The organism is Pseudobutyrivibrio xylanivorans (assembly GCF_010906925.1).
In the GTDB taxonomy this organism is placed as follows: domain Bacteria; phylum Bacillota; class Clostridia; order Lachnospirales; family Lachnospiraceae; genus Pseudobutyrivibrio.
In genome coordinates this window covers 1,059,616-1,075,371 of sequence record NZ_VTVE01000001.1, presented here as the reverse complement: position 1 = coordinate 1,075,371, position 15,756 = coordinate 1,059,616, and the positions used below count along the sequence as shown (strand labels likewise).

Here is a 15,756-nt window from a genome sequence, read left to right as displayed (position 1 = left end):
GATATTGATAGATTTTTTTGTCTATAATTGCTAATATATTAATATAATCATTTTCAGGTAAAAGATATGGCAAAATATAATATAGGTGGATATATCTTTAACGATGAGGAAAGCGCAAAGAAGGCAGCTAAGGAGCTTAAGACTGTAGAGTATATTCTTGGTCAGATAAAAGAAGCTGACGAGAAGACAGTTCTTCAGATTTACAACAAGCTTCTTAAACAGCGCTTGTTTTCAACTGAAATTGGATTGGGGTTTTTATCTCAACTTCGGCAGAATTTATTAGTTTCAGGGATGTTTGCTGAAGATGAGGTTGAAGATGTATATACGATAGGGGAACAAGAGTTACAGTCAGAATCTGATGAAAAGGGTGATGATGATTCTGATGCTCAAGAAAAAAATAGGGTGCTTTCTAAATCTGATACTAGTCCAGAGCTAAAACAGATTAGAAAGTTAAAAATCATTAATAGCGTACTTATAGTTGTTTCGCTTACACTTCTGTTATGTGTCATAGGTATGTTTTATGTCAGTAGCACAATTAACAGTCCTACGATACTTAATTACGAAGAGACTATTACTGATCAGTATTCTACCTGGAAGCAGGAGCTTGATGAAAGGGAAGCCGAGTTAAAAGCTCGTGAGAAGGCTCTTGAAGAAAGGGAAAACTCTTCAGTTCAATAGAGGAACAAATAATTATTCAAGGATGGGGTTGGTGTTATGTCGAAGAACAAAATTCTTGTGGCTGATGATGAGAGCCGAATGAGAAAGCTCATCAAGGATTATTTAGTAAGAGAGGATTACGAGGTAGTAGAGGCTGAAAATGGAGAACAAGCTCTTGATATCTTCTACATGGATAGTGACATTTCACTTATCATATTAGATGTCATGATGCCGAAAGTTGATGGCTTTGCTGTACTCAAGGAAATCAGAGAGACGTCTTCAATTCCTGTTTTAATGCTTACAGCCAAGGGCGAGGAGAATGATGTCCTTAATGGATTTGAGCTTGGTGCAGACGAGTACATTAACAAGCCATTTTCTCCAAAGATTCTTATGGCACGTGTTAATGCAGTGCTTAGAAGAAGCGCAGATGAGTCTGTAGGCAAGAAGGTTGTTGAAGCAGGCGGTATTCAGCTTGATGTGGATGCACATGTAGCTACTAATGATGGAGCTCCAGTTGAACTTTCTGTTAAGGAGTTCGAGCTTCTTTATTACTTCATCAACAACGAAGGTATTGCTCTTTCCAGAGAGAAAATCCTCAATCATGTATGGGATTATGATTACTTCGGAGATGCAAGAACTATCGATACACACGTTAAAAAGCTTCGCAGCAAACTAGACGACAAAGGAAATTATATTAAGACTATTTGGGGCATGGGGTATAAGTTTGAAGTCGATGCAAAGGTCTAATAAAATTAATCGCCAAATTGTAGGATTGATAGCAACTATATTTCTAGGAACACTAGTATTAATTAGTCTGCTAACAGCCTACTTTTTAGGCGATTATTATTTGCGCCAAAAAAAGAAGGATATGCGCTCAGTTTTTAATGAGCTTAAGGTAATGCAAGAGGATGGCAATCTATATGAAGAGGATAATCAGATGCCCTTGACTGCATTATTTGATAGATATTCTGTTTACGTAATTATATTAGGACCTGACGGTGAATCTCTCGTAAAATCTAATTCTGATCCTGAGGTGCTTAGCCAGCAACTCAGCTTTTCTATGTATTCAAAAGATGATTCTGTCAAGATTCTTCAGACCACAGATGAATATCAGATTTTTACCTGTAAGTTTCCAGGAGCAGATGATAGGTATTTAGTTTTTAGAGGATGCCTTCCTGATGGAAGTATTGTATTTATGCGTACTTCATACGCTGGAATATCTCGTACATTACACATTACCAATAGATTTTTCTTATTCATGGTTGTGGTTGCTCTTGGTATTTCCACTGTAATTAGTCATTACGTAATTAAGAGCTTTTCAAAGCCTCTTTATGGGATTATTGATATTACTAAAAGAATTTCCAACTTTGATTTTCAAGCTAGATACTATCCGCAAAGGGTCTACAATGAGCTTGATGATTTGGGCGAGCATATAAATGAAATGTCCACAACCCTTAAGCGTGCTATTGAGCAACTTAGGGATGCCAATGAAAGCTTAAAGCATGATTTGGAAGTTAGAGAAGAGACAGAGAATATGCGTAAGGAATTTGTCTCAAATGTTTCCCATGAGCTTAAGACTCCAATTGCATTGATTCAAGGTTATGCTGAGGGCCTCCAGGAAGGTATTATGGAGGATGAAAATAGCCGTCAGATTTATCTTGATATCATTATCGACGAAGCCAACAAGATGAATAGACTTGTTCGAGAGATGCTTATTTTGAATCAGCTTGAAGCTGGACAGATGAATATCGATTATGTTGATTTCAACCTTACTGAGATGATTGATAGCGTAGTGGATAGCAACAAGATTAATTTTGAAGCTCAGAATATTACCTATTCATTTATTAATAAAGAAGAGTGCTATGTCCATGCTGACGAGTTCTTGGTAGAGCAGGTTATTACCAACTTTATCAGCAATGCCATTCACTATGTTTTGAATGAGAATGTTATAAATGTTAAGTACGAATTTGTAAAAAAAGGAAAAGTTCGAATTAGTGTATTCAATTCAGGCAATAATATTTCCAAGAAAGATATTAAACATATTTGGGAAAAATTTTACAAGGCTGACAAGGCCAGAAGCCGTGAATATGGCGGAAGTGGTATAGGTTTGTCAGTAGTAAAAGCCACTATGGATTTGCTACACGAAAAATATGGTGTGGATAATTTGGAAAATGGTGTGGAATTTTGGTTCGAATTATCTCTTGCAAAAGATACAAAAACCACCAAAAATTCATAGAATTTTCTGATTTTTCATGTTGAACAATACACATTTTAATGCTAACATACCATTAATGATTAGTTTATTATTGGGAGTATGGCATGAAAATTAAAAGATGTATGCTTTTGATTTGTGTAAGTTGCATTTCTCTTTTAGCAACAGGCTGCGGTGAGCCTCTTTATACTATGACAGCGGAAGAGGAATCAATTATTACCCTATATGCATCTAAAACTGTTTCGAAATTTAACAAGAATCAGACTACTGGTATCTGTAATGCAAGAGTTAAGGCTGGAGAGCTTGAAGAGGGATACGAGGCAGCGGTAGACGAGGAAAATCCTTCTGAAGAACATCCTGTAGATGAAGAAAATGTACAGATTGATCCAGAGACTGGTGAGCCTATAGAGACACCTGATGACACTGAATCATCCACTTCTGAAGATGGGGGTTCAGATGCCGGTTTGTCATTTACCGATGCAGTAGATATTGAAGGAGTTACATTTGATTGTTCATCCTTTGATGTAGCTACCGAATTTAAGCCTTCACAGAGTTTTGTGCTCACTGAGGTAAATGGCAAGAAATACGTTATTTTATACGTAACTGCGACTAATACAACTGATTCGGCAGTAGATTTTTCAAATTATACGGATAGGGAATACAGCCTATCCATAAATGGAGGAGAAAAGGTTTCCACCCAATTTACTCCAGTATCTAATGATTTAGCTAGATTTGATGGTTCTCTGGCGGCTGGTGCATCAAAAGATATGATTTTGGTGTTCTCATTCAGCAATTCGTCAGTAGAAGATATATCATCACTTGAGCTTTATGTTACAAGCGATGGCACAACAAGAGGGACAACAATATAAATCTTTTTGATTTATAAATGAGAGGAGATTTGCATGGATACTAATATTTTATTGGAATCAGGCACTAATGAGCTGGAGGTTCTCGAGTTCAAAGTTGGCAAAAATTTCTACGGAATTAACGTTGCCAAGATCAGGGAGATTTTGTTATATCAACAGGTTACGCCGTTGCCAAACGCGCACCCTTGTATTGAAGGAATCTTCATGCCTAGAGATATTATGATTTCTGTCATTTCTCTTCGCAAATGTTTAAATATTACTGATGAAGCTCCTAATGATGGATTGTTCATCATTACTAACTTCAACAGTTTAAACACTGCTTTCCATGTTGATGAGGTTCTTGGAATTCATCGTGTATCATGGGAAGACATCATTAAGCCAGATGCAACTATTAGCTCTGATGAATCTGGAGTTTCTACAGGTGTTATTAAGCTTGAGGATAGACTTGTTGTTATCCTTGACTTCGAGAAGATCGTTACAGACATCAATCCAGAGACTGGTCTTAAGGTTTCCGAGATGGATGATTATGAGACTCGTGATAGAAGTAAATCACCTATCTTACTTTGCGAGGATTCACCACTTCTTTCAAAGCTTATTGTTGAGTGCTTGAAGAAGGCTGGTTATACCAATCTTATTGTCAACATGAATGGTCAAGAGGGTTGGGATAAGCTGGTTGAATTCCATCAGAGAGGTACAGTTCTTGATGATGTCCACCTTATTATTACTGATATTGAAATGCCCCTTATGGACGGTCACAGACTTTGCAAGCTTGTAAAGGAAAATGACACATTAAAGAATATACCAGTTATCATTTTCTCATCTCTTATCAATGATGAGATTAGAAGAAAAGGTGAAAGTCTTGGTGCTGATGCGCAGCTTACAAAGCCTGAAATTGGAAAATTGATTGCAGTTGTAGATGAGCTTGTTGCTAAGTACGAGGATGCTCGAAAGGGCAAATAATTTAATTTCTCAGGGGTATGCCAAGCATACCCCTTATTTTAAATAAACAAAATCCTTGTTTTGGGAGGATATATTATGTCTCAGTCAGAAGACTACCTTGATGGACTATTAAATTCAATAAATAAAGCAAAGACTGATGCAGATGAGGTGCAAGAGAGAGTTACAAGCACTAACCAAAAGATTTTGGAAAGCCGTAAAGCTGTTGCACCAGAGGAGGATTTCTTTACTGCTACGGGAATAGATGCCAGTGCCCTTGAGGACATGAAGCCTAAGAGTTCCCATCCTTACCTCAGAAAAGTATTATCTGAGGAGGATTTTTTGCGCCAATTTGAGGAAGAATTAGGTGTTGATGATGCCGATTCATTTATAAGTGATTTTGAACAGGAAATAGATGAGGAGGAGCGTATTTTCCAGGAGACAGGACAGATACCTGAATCGGAAAATGTGGTTGGAGCACTCCTTGATAATATAAAAACAGTCGTATCAGATGCCCATAAGCAGATGGATGAAGATGATGCTGTATCTAATTACGACACAATAGCAGAAGAAACTGAGGCTTCATCAGCGGATGATTCTACTGATGATAGTGCTGATGATTCTATGATTGGCGGATTTGATTTAGAGGCACTTATGAATGCGGATGACTCTGAGGAACCGGCTGATTCGGATAATGGTTCAGAGGCTGAAGAGGGCTCTTTGGACGGAGTAGATTTAGCTGGAGACGAGCCAATTAAATTAGCAGATGATGACGAAATAGACTTGTCAGAGTTTATGACTGAGGATTCGACAGAAGAGGAATCTGATTTAGGTGGCCTTGAACTAGAATCTGAGGAATCTTCTGACGAAGACGACTTTGGATTTTCACTTGATGATGCTACCTCTGATGTTGAGGAGGAGCCTCTTGATGATTCACTTAAGGAGTTTTTACCAGATGAGATGGATGCTTTAGATGAGGCTCTTTATGGAGACGGAGAGGAGCCTAATCTTTCTGGCGAAGATGATATGGATTTGGAGAATCTTCTAGATGGAGATGACGAAGATCTTCTTGATATTCAATCCCTTTTAAGTGGCGACGAAGAAGGTGCTGCTGAGGGCGCTGAAATTGATGAGTCGGCAGAAGCATCTGCGGATGAACCTGCTGATAATGGCGGTAAAAAAGGCAAAAAAGATAAGAAGAAAAAAGAGAAAAAGAAAAAGGGTGAGAAAACATCAAATCCATTTTTACAGAAGTTAGCACTTCTTATTTTTGGAGCTCCAGATGAGGATGAAATAGCAGAGATGGAGGCCGCTGCAGCTACTTCCTCTACTGTTGAGATTACCTATGATGAAGATGGTAATCCTATAATTCCTGAGGGTGGCGCAGAGGACCCTAAGGCCAAAAAGAAGCGAGAAAAGGAAGAAAAGAAAAAGGCTAAGGAAGCTGCTAAAAAGGAGAAAGCTAAGGAAAAGGGCGACAAAAAGGAAAAACCTAAGAAAGAGCCAAAACCTAAAAAAGAGAAAAAGCCAAAGGAGCCAGATAATTCTCCTAAAATTCCTATTTCCATTATTGCAACATTTTTGGTATTATCTATATCAATAATTAGTGTAGTAATGGTTGGAATGACTTTTACAGGCTTGAAACGTCACATGGCAGAGGCCAAAGATGACTTTGCTGCTGGCAATTATATTTCAGCATACGAAAAGCTTAATGGTTTCCCTATGGATGACGAAGAAGTTATCCTCATGAGAAATCAAGCGCGTACTCTTGCTGATTTACAGCAGTGTCAGGATGAATTCGATACATTTATTATGTACAAGCAGTACAATTACGCGTTGGATTCACTTATAAAGGGCGTTGGTCGTTATGACAAGTACAAGGATAATGCTGTTGAATATGGCATTTCCGAGCAGTACGATGCATACGGAGAAAAGCTTATTCAGGAGCTTGCAGACAATTTTGGATTGACTGCTGAACAGGCCCTTGAGATTTATAAACAGCCTAACAGACATTACTATACTATAGAACTTAGAAAGGTGCTGAGAGGCTTAGGGTTACCGGATTTATGATAGCAATACTAGATTATGATGCAGGAAATATTAAAAGTGTAGAAAAAGCATTTAAAATCCTTGGTGAGGAAACTATCCTCACCAGGGATTTTAGTGTAATTGAAAGAGCTGACAGACTGGTTCTTCCAGGGGTTGGCTCTTTTGCTGATGCTATGGGACATTTAAAGAAATATGAGCTTGATAAGGCTATTGAAGAGTTTGTTGCTAGTGGCAAGCCATTTATAGGTATTTGCCTTGGCCTTCAGCTTTTATTTGATTCCTCAGAAGAGTCACCTGGTGTTGAGGGACTTCATCTCTTGGATGGCGTGGTTAAAAGAATCCCTGATGGAGAGGGAATCAAGGTTCCTCACATTGGCTGGAATTCTCTTGATTTTCCAAATGAAGGCCGTCTATTTAAGGGAATTGATGAGGGCTCATTTGTTTATTTCGTTCATTCATATTATTTGGAGGCTGCTGACCCTTCTATAGTTAAGGCTACAACTGAGTACGGCTGTCATATACATGCTTCAGTTGAAAAAGATAATGTCTTTGCTTGTCAGTTCCATCCAGAAAAGTCCTCAGCTGTTGGACTTCAGATACTTAAGAATTTTGCCAATGTTTAAAGGTTGAGGTGTTAATATGTTTACAAAAAGAATTATCCCATGTTTGGATGTAAAAGATGGGCGTGTTGTAAAGGGCGTTAATTTTGTTGATTTAAGAGATGCAGGTGATCCTGTTGAAATTGCTGCAGCATACGATAAGGCTGGAGCAGACGAGGTAGTATTTCTTGATATTACAGCATCTTCTGACCATAGAAATACAGTTGTAGATATGGTTCGTCGTGTGGCTGAGCAGGTATTTATTCCATTTACTGTTGGTGGCGGAATTCGCACTGTTGATGATTTCAAGGCACTACTTAGAGAGGGAGCTGACAAGATTTCAGTTAACTCAGCAGCTATAGATAATCCTAGACTTATTTCAGATGCTGCAGACAAGTTTGGCAGCCAGTGCGTTGTGGTTGCTATCGATGCTAAAAAGCGTGCTGATGGAAGTGGATTTAATATTTTTAAACATGGCGGACGCTTGGATTGCGGTATTGACGCAGTGGAGTGGGCTATAAAGTGCGAGAAGCTTGGAGCAGGAGAGATTCTTCTTACATCTATGGATCAGGATGGTACAAAGGCAGGATTTGATTTGGAATTGACCAAGGCGATTTCTTCATCTGTAAATATTCCAGTTATTGCTTCAGGTGGTGCAGGAGAAAAGAAACATTTCCTAGAGGCTCTTACAGTAGGTGGTGCTGAGGCGGCTCTTGCAGCTTCATTGTTCCACTATAAGGAGCTTGAGATTAATGATTTAAAGGCATACTTACGTGAGAATAATGTACCAGTACGCTTGTAGATGTTGATTTGAGCATAACAGTTTCAACACAAATATATAGTATTATAATTACAAGTATAAACAAAAGTGGGTTAATAGACATAAGGAACAGGGAAGTTCGAGGTTTTATTGTCAAAGGAGTGATGTATATGTCTCTAAATATTAATTCAAATAACAATTCTTTTTATTCACTTTTTGGAGGAAGTTCTTCTAATTCCAACACTATTTTTGGCGGTTTGGAAGGTTCCATTGGTAGTTTGTCTCAGCTTAGATCAGGTTCCTATGGGAAGTTGATTAAGTCTTATTATGCCAAATATGATTCTGATGGAAATTTAAAGAGTGAAGGTTCAAAGAAATCAAAAGCAGAGACTGGTAATTTAGGTCAGATTAGAAATGAATCTGCAGCTTTAAATAAGGCTACAGATAAGCTCTTGTCTAAAGGCAAGGATTCTATTTGGAACAAGGTAGAGACCAAAGATGAAGATGGCAAGGTAACATCTGATTACGACAAGGATAAAATATATAACGCTGTTAATGACTATATTAAGGCGTATAATTCCCTTGTTGATATAGGAAAGAATGCTGAGGGTACAGGCGTATTGACTCAGCTTGCTTCAATGGTTACTACAAGTGCCAAGGCCGTTAATACTCTTGGTAAGGTAGGTATTTCAATTGATACTGCAAATCATCTTAACATCGATGAGGATTTCTTCAAGAATAAGGCTAACATGACTTATGCTAAGGATTTGTTTAATGGAACAGGAAGCTATGCATATCAGGTAGCAACCAAGGCATCAATGGCTAATTCATACGCAAGCAATGAACTTGCAAGTATTACTGGCAAGAAGTCATATACAGACCAAGGTTCATATGCAATTTCTGCAGATGACGTAATTAGAAAATTTAATGAAACTACATAGATATTTTGGAAGTTAGCATTTATTCCCCTGGTTAGATTATTAACCGGGGGATTTTTATGTGGACTTATTTCATGGGTTCGGTTATAATTTTGTGCGGAAAATGTAATTAAGGAGGAACCCATGGTAGTAAAATCTTTAGCAAGAGAATTATCAGAAACCAGTTATCCGGGCAGAGGCATTGTCATTGGTAGATCATCAGATGGTACCAAGGCTGTCGCTGCCTATTTTATTATGGGACGTTCTGAGAATTCGAGAAACAGAGTATTCGTAGAGGATGGTGAGGGCATTAGAACACAGGCCTTTGACCCATCAAAGCTTACCGACCCTAGTCTTATCATTTATGCGCCTGTACGCGTGCTTGGTAATGACACAATTGTCACAAACGGTGATCAGACTGATACTATTTATGATTATATGAAGTCAGGTGAGACATTTGAGCAGACACTTCGCAGACGCGAGTTTGAGCCAGATGGTCCTAATTACACACCTCGTATTTCAGGTCTTCTTCACGTTGAAAACGGTGAGTTTTCTTATTTAATGTCTATTCTTAAATCTAACATGGGTGACGCTGATTCATGTAACAGATACACCTTTGATTATTCTAATCCTAAGGCTGGTTCAGGCCGTTTTATTCACACATATATGAATGATGGAAATCCACTTCCTTCATACGAAGGCGAGCCAACTCCAGTTGAAATTTCAGGAGATATCGATGAGTTTACCAATATGATTTGGACAAACCTCAACGAGGATAACAAAGTATCTCTTTTCGTAAGATATATCGATATCGCTACAGGCATGTACGAAACAAGAATTATTAATAAGAATAAATAGAGATGACGTGTTAGCCGAGTGGAACAATATCCAAGGCTTGAGAGCGTGATGGAATTATGTAGTAAGACATAATGTAAGATTTATATTAAGCCAGTAGCTATCAATCTCTATGTGTTGCCGTAAGGAACATGTAGTGACTGTAGGCAATATCATAGGATTGAGAGCGTAACTGGCTGGATTGGAGAATTATGAAAGAATTAGAGTTAAAGTATGGCTGTAACCCAAATCAGAAGCCAAGTAGAATCTATATGGAAGAAGGCGACCTTCCAATCGAAGTTTTATCTGGCAAGCCAGGTTACATCAATTTTTTAGATGCGTTTAACGGCTGGCAGCTTGTTTCAGAGCTTAAGAAGGCTACAGGTCTTGCAGCTGCAACTTCATTTAAGCATGTATCACCAGCTGGCGCAGCTGTGGGACTTCCTCTTTCAGATGTAGAGCGCAAGATTTACTGGTGCGATGACCTTGATATGGAGTTTACTCCACTTGCTAATGCTTATGCTAGAGCTAGAGGCGCTGATAGAATGTCTTCATTTGGTGATTTTATTTCCCTTTCAGATGTTTGTGATGTTGCTACAGCAAAGCTTATTAAGCGTGAGGTTTCTGACGGTGTTATCGCTCCTGGATATGAGCCTGAGGCACTTGAGATTTTAAAGGCTAAAAAGAACGGCAACTACGCAGTAATCAAAATTGATCCAAATTATGTTCCAAAGCAGCTTGAGAGAAAGGAAGTATTTGGTATCACATTTGAGCAGGGTAGAAACGAGCTTGTTATCAATGATGATTTCTTTGCTAATATTGTTACTGAGAACAAGGATCTTCCAGAACAGGCTAAGATTGATCTTGCAATTGCAATGATTACTCTTAAGTATACACAGTCAAATTCAGTTTGCTATGTAAAGGATGGCCAGGCAATTGGTATCGGTGCTGGACAGCAGTCTAGAATTCACTGTACTCGTCTTGCTGGACAGAAAGCTGACAACTGGTGGCTTCGTCAGTCTCCAAAGGTTCTTGGCCTTGATTTTGTTGATGGAATTAAGAGAGCTGATAGAGACAATGCTATCGACCTTTACATTGGTGATGAGTTTGAGGATGTTATCGGTGATGATGTATGGGCCAAGACATTTAAGACTCGTCCATCAGAGTTCACAAAAGCTGAGAAGCGTGCTTGGCTTGATAAGCTTACAGGAGTTTCTGTAGGTTCTGATGCATTCTTCCCATTCGGTGACAATATTGAGCGTGCTCACAAGTCTGGTGTACAGTATGTTGCACAGCCAGGTGGCTCTGTTAGAGATGACAATGTTATCGAGACTTGTAACAAATATGGAATGGTTATGAGTTTCACAGGTCTTAGATTATTCCATCACTAAAATTAATTTATAAGAACTTCGCTTTTTAAGCGGGGTTCTTTTTTATTTGCTACAAACTATCACTTTATCCACACATCAACAAAATTCTCAATTTATTCACAGATATCTTTGAATGTCTTCACAACTAAAGAACGAGGGTCTTGTAAAATCTATATTAGATAATTCTAACTGCTTTTATAGTTTTAGCAGATATAGATATGTATTGGAGGGGACATTCATGAAAAGATTTTACGTATTATTTTTATCGCTAATATTAGTATGTGGACTTTTTGCTGGATGCAAGAAATCAGGAGGAGCTAAAGAGGCTGCCCAGGATAATTCTGAGAAACACATTACATTGTTTAATGTAAAAAGTGAGGTTAATACTCAGATTGAAGAATTAGCTGCAGCCTATACTGCAGAAACTGGTGTAGAGGTTACAGTGCTTTCTGTGCAGGCAGGCGTTGATGCATCAGCCACTATCAAGGGATATTATCTATCAGATCAAATGCCAGATATCATAGCCTGCGAGGCTTCCGGCTTTGGTAACTGGGAAGGTCTGCTTGTTGATATGAGTGATCAGGATTGGGCTAGCCGTACTAGTGCAGCTTATGTTGATGCAAATTATGGAACAATTGGATTCCCATATACAACTGAGGCAATTGGACTTGCATACAATGCAGATATATTAAGTAAATGCGGAGTGGATCCAGCTTCTATAACAGGGCCTGATGCCTTAAGATCAGCATTTGAAAAAGTTGATGCAAACAAAGAGGCTCTTGGACTAAAAGCTGTGGTTGGATATTATGCAGAACCAAAAGATTTGGGATGGTCTGCAGGAAACCATATTTTTGGCGCGTATTTAGATTCCGGATTGGGACGAGATGATAGCACATATATTGATGGATTAGCTGAAAATAATAAAGTTGATTCTTCTAGATTCATGGATTATGCAGCTATGATTGGTATGTTTAATCAATACTCAGATCCTGAATTTGTAACAACAGGAACTTATGACCAGCAGGTTGAAAATTTTGCTGCAGGTAAGTATGCGTTCATTACACAGGGGTCTTGGATTGGTGCATCTTTAACAGGAAATTTCTCTTCTCAGTACCAAGCGGCAGGAAGCTTTAAAGTGGGTATGGTTCCTTATGCATTTGAAGATGGCATGGACACAATTATGACCTCAGCACCTCAATGGTGGGCAGTTCCAAAGGAAGGAAATGTGGAAGAGGCACTTGCATTCTTGCAGTGGTGTTCTGAGGATAAAGGACAGCAGATGCTTGTTGAAAATGCAGGATTTGTAAGCCCGTTTACAGATTGCAAGTATGTGGCTAATGATCCATTTGCTCAGACAATTTCAGATTATATAGCTGCTGATAAAACTTCTAATTGGCACTGGATGCAATTACCAGAAGGCTGTGGAAATAGTGATGATGGACTTTGTTACTGTTTCTATGAATATGCTGCCGGAGAGGTAGATGCTAATGGATTTATGAATAGAGTAAACGGCGTTATTGCTGATTACTATGCTAGACAGTAGAAAGGGGGAAATGAAATGGCTAAGAATTCTAATAACAATGCAAAAGTAAGTGGTATTAATTCAATCGTAGTTCAAATTTCAGCCCTCAATTTAGGAATGCTAATTGCTTTCCTTATTGTCATGGCACTTATTATGAATGCTATGAATAAATCTACCACAAGCAGTATTGAGATGTTTGATTCTATGATGGAGCTTACATCTCATGAGGCTAATTTAAAGACTGACATTATGTCATACTACGATCAGGTTACAGGATATGTTGCTTCTAATTCTGTTGAAACGCAAGGAGCATTACTTCCTCAGCTTGATGTAGCTAAATCTGCAATAGAGCAGGATATTGCTGATTTGAATAATGATTTTAGTACTTATAATAATGAGTCAGCAAAAAATCAGATGCTTGAAATTGAAGAGCAGTATAAGAAGTTGTGTGAGTATATTGATAATGCTATAGCAAAATGTGATGCGGGAGATCAGACTAATGCCTATAAGATTTTATTTGATAAGGCAGAGATTCAAAAGGTCGCAATAATTCATTCTACAAAGGTTCTTGATACTGCTGTTCAAGATAATGCTAAAAATACAAAGACAATGATGAATGATTTGCTTTCTAGCGGAACTATTGTTTCCATTATTGGTACAGCAATTGTTCTTATTCTTATTGTTCTTAACTTCATCATTACTTATGTTACAGTAGTTAAAAGGATTAAATCTATTAGTGATGAGGTTAATGGAATTATTAGAAAGATTGAAATGGGTGAAGGCGATCTTACAGCAAGAATCAACACTAAGACAAAGTCAGAGCTTATGTATATCAAAAACGGTATCAATCTTTTTATTGCTACATTGCAAGGCATCATGAAAGATGTGAAAGATGGTACTATAGTTCTTTCTGAAAGTTCTGAGCAGGTTAGCTCACAGCTTCGAATTGCAGATGATAATGTAACCAATTCATCTGCTGCACTTGAAGAGCTATCAGCAAATATGGAGTCTGTTGTTGGTATCCTCGAATCAATTAACGAGCGAGTTGATGATGTAAAACAGGCAGCACAGAGAATTACAGACCAGGCTAATGTTGGAACTGAAACTGCTAACGAAATTAAGCAAGAAGCAGACGAGCTTCAGGTTAAAGTTAATGTTAAGAAGGCAGATGCAGGCGATAGAGTTGCTATCCTTTCTGAGACACTTACTAAGTCGGTTAAGGAATCTGAAAAGGTTAGTCAGATTACAGATCTTACAGATGATATCTTAGATATAGCTAGTCAGACAAATCTTCTTGCTCTTAATGCTTCGATTGAGGCGGCTCGTGCCGGTGAGGCAGGAAAGGGATTTGCTGTTGTAGCAGATGAAATTAGTTCCCTTGCTGCAAATTCAAGACAGACAGCTGCAACTATTCAGGATATTGCTAACGAGGTTACTGCCGCAGTTAACAATCTTGCTAAGAATGCCCAAGAAGCTCTTGATTTCATTAACGGAACTGTTATCGGTGACTACAATGAATATGTAGACACTGGCGAGAAATATGGTAAGACAGCTGATGTAATGAATGAGATGCTTACAGAGTTTAGCGAAAAAGCTGATAGCCTTAATGAAATCATGCAAGCCATGGTTGAATCTGTTGACACTATCACAAATTCAGTTCAGGAAAGTTCTCTTGCAATTAATATGAGTGCTGAAAACTCAACTGAAATCGTTACAGGTATCAAGAAAATCTTTGATGCCATGGACAGAAATACAGAGGTTACAGAGCAGCTTAACGATACAACCCAGAAATTTAAGTCATTATAAAACAAAAATGCCGGCATCTTTTGAAGGTGCTGGCATTTTTAAATATTTACTAATTCGAATTTTCTTGTGTATTCTGTAGGGGAAGAAGTGCATGTTTTTGAGGTCACTATTGCCCTTAGAATATCGCTGGAAAGAATATCATATTTATTAATTATAGAATTATCAGGAGCTGTTAAAAGAGGTGCAGCTCCTTTTTCTTTTATTTTAGAAAGGATAGTGCTGCCATTTTTGCTGAACCCAAGCATTCTTATATAGGTGCAATATCCCTTTTCTTTGGCAGCCTTAAAATCTGAATCTGTAATTCCTATAAGTATGTGGCATAGAGCACGGCTTATGCGAGAATACTCCATATTCTTGCTTTTAAGTAACTGACAGAAGGATGTGAAATCAGTATAGTCATTAAGTTTGTTTTTTATTCTATCGGATAGGTCACTATTGCAATCCAAGTATTCATCAAATGAGTCAGTTGTAATAAGTTTATAATGTAACATTTCAGAAACGTCCTCTGAATAGATAAAAGTGCTGTTTTCATAAAGGTTTTTTGCCTCCAGGGGGATGGCTTCGTACTCCTTGTGGAGCTTGTAATGCTGGCGTATAGAGCTAGCTGAGCTTAAATCTCCAGATAGACTTAGGTCTTCGTATTTGTTTCCTTGTCTTTTCATTACAGCAACATCCATAGAAAGGCTATGCTCATTGATATATCTACAATATTCAAGTCCTAAAATATTATTAGGAGATGATATTAATTCTTCATCTAGAAATGTCTTTAATGCTTTTGCTCTTGCAGTGGCATAGCTAATGCCTTGGGACATGAGGCTGTTTACTTCATTATTGAAATCGCCAGATTGCTCTAGCTCAAGAAGTTTTCTGCTTTCGCTAATAAATAATTCCCTATTGTCGCACTCACCGGAAAATAAAAGGGTATCTACGACGCCAGAGCTTGCAAGGAGCTGTACACCTGCTGATGCAAATTCTCGTGCAGAAGATGTGGCAAAAATGGTTGGAATTTCAAGTACGATATCGGCACCACATAATAGGGCAGCCTTAGCTCTCGTGTATTTATCGAAGCAGGCTATTTCGCCTCTTTGAGTAAAGGAACCGGACATGGCAACTATAATCTGGTCAGCTTTTAAAACAGATTTAGCGTATTCGATTTGAAGTTTGTGACCATTGTGAAATGGATTGTATTCTGCCACGATTCCAACTACCATTTTTGTTCCTCCGAAAA

General features: G+C 38.2%; 14 protein-coding genes. 13 read left to right on the top strand and 1 reads right to left on the bottom strand.

Annotated elements, in window-relative coordinates:
* The first annotated feature begins 66 nt into the window (after positions 1-66).
* From F0Q01_RS05030 to F0Q01_RS04970, 13 genes are all read left to right on the top strand, one after another.
* The gene (locus F0Q01_RS05030) at positions 67-678 is read left to right on the top strand and encodes a hypothetical protein (protein WP_090486888.1); all 612 of its coding nucleotides are present in this window, start codon (positions 67-69) and stop codon (positions 676-678) included.
* Between the two features lie 36 nt (positions 679-714).
* Entirely contained in the window at positions 715-1,404 is a 690-nt protein-coding gene (locus F0Q01_RS05025; RefSeq protein WP_090149511.1) for a response regulator transcription factor, read from the top strand.
* Positions 1,405-1,525: 121 nt separating this feature from the next.
* Complete coding sequence (locus F0Q01_RS05020) at positions 1,526-2,893, top strand: sensor histidine kinase (protein ID WP_163927150.1); 1,368 nt, start codon at positions 1,526-1,528, stop codon at positions 2,891-2,893.
* A gap of 83 nt (positions 2,894-2,976) precedes the next feature.
* A complete protein-coding gene (locus F0Q01_RS05015) occupies positions 2,977-3,738 on the top strand; it encodes a hypothetical protein (protein WP_090486882.1) in 762 nt (253 codons plus the stop codon).
* A 33-nt stretch (positions 3,739-3,771) separates the two neighbouring features.
* Positions 3,772-4,695 carry a chemotaxis protein gene (locus tag F0Q01_RS05010; RefSeq protein WP_090486879.1) on the top strand — a complete coding sequence of 308 codons (924 nt, stop codon included), beginning with the start codon at positions 3,772-3,774 and terminating at the stop codon, positions 4,693-4,695.
* 75 nt (positions 4,696-4,770) lie between these two features.
* Complete coding sequence (locus tag F0Q01_RS05005) at positions 4,771-6,741, top strand: hypothetical protein (protein WP_090486876.1); 1,971 nt, start codon at positions 4,771-4,773, stop codon at positions 6,739-6,741.
* Positions 6,738-7,343 (top strand): imidazole glycerol phosphate synthase subunit HisH, encoded by a 606-nt coding sequence (hisH, locus tag F0Q01_RS05000; protein WP_090486873.1) that lies wholly within the window; start codon positions 6,738-6,740, stop codon positions 7,341-7,343. The genes F0Q01_RS05005 and hisH overlap by 4 nt, the downstream gene beginning before the upstream one ends.
* Before the next feature lie 16 nt (positions 7,344-7,359).
* Positions 7,360-8,121, top strand: a complete 762-nt coding sequence (hisF, locus tag F0Q01_RS04995) for an imidazole glycerol phosphate synthase subunit HisF (RefSeq protein ID WP_090486871.1) — start codon at positions 7,360-7,362, stop codon at positions 8,119-8,121.
* Positions 8,122-8,249: 128 nt separating this feature from the next.
* A complete protein-coding gene (locus F0Q01_RS04990; protein ID WP_090486867.1) occupies positions 8,250-9,020 on the top strand; it encodes a hypothetical protein in 771 nt (256 codons plus the stop codon).
* Positions 9,021-9,140: 120 nt separating this feature from the next.
* A complete protein-coding gene (locus tag F0Q01_RS04985; protein WP_090486864.1) occupies positions 9,141-9,854 on the top strand; it encodes an IMP cyclohydrolase in 714 nt (237 codons plus the stop codon).
* 188 nt (positions 9,855-10,042) lie between these two features.
* The gene (locus F0Q01_RS04980) at positions 10,043-11,221 is read left to right on the top strand and encodes a phosphoribosylaminoimidazolecarboxamide formyltransferase (protein ID WP_090149534.1); all 1,179 of its coding nucleotides are present in this window, start codon (positions 10,043-10,045) and stop codon (positions 11,219-11,221) included.
* 217 nt (positions 11,222-11,438) lie between these two features.
* A complete protein-coding gene (locus F0Q01_RS04975) occupies positions 11,439-12,743 on the top strand; it encodes an ABC transporter substrate-binding protein (protein WP_090486861.1) in 1,305 nt (434 codons plus the stop codon).
* Positions 12,744-12,758: 15 nt separating this feature from the next.
* Positions 12,759-14,528: a methyl-accepting chemotaxis protein gene (locus F0Q01_RS04970; RefSeq protein WP_090486858.1), complete on the top strand. Its 1,770-nt coding sequence runs from the start codon at positions 12,759-12,761 to the stop codon at positions 14,526-14,528.
* Between the two features lie 38 nt (positions 14,529-14,566).
* Here the strand turns inward: F0Q01_RS04970 and F0Q01_RS04965 are convergent, their stop codons facing one another.
* Entirely contained in the window at positions 14,567-15,739 is a 1,173-nt protein-coding gene (locus tag F0Q01_RS04965; RefSeq protein ID WP_090486854.1) for a nucleotidyltransferase family protein, read from the bottom strand.
* Positions 15,740-15,756: the final 17 nt, after the last annotated feature.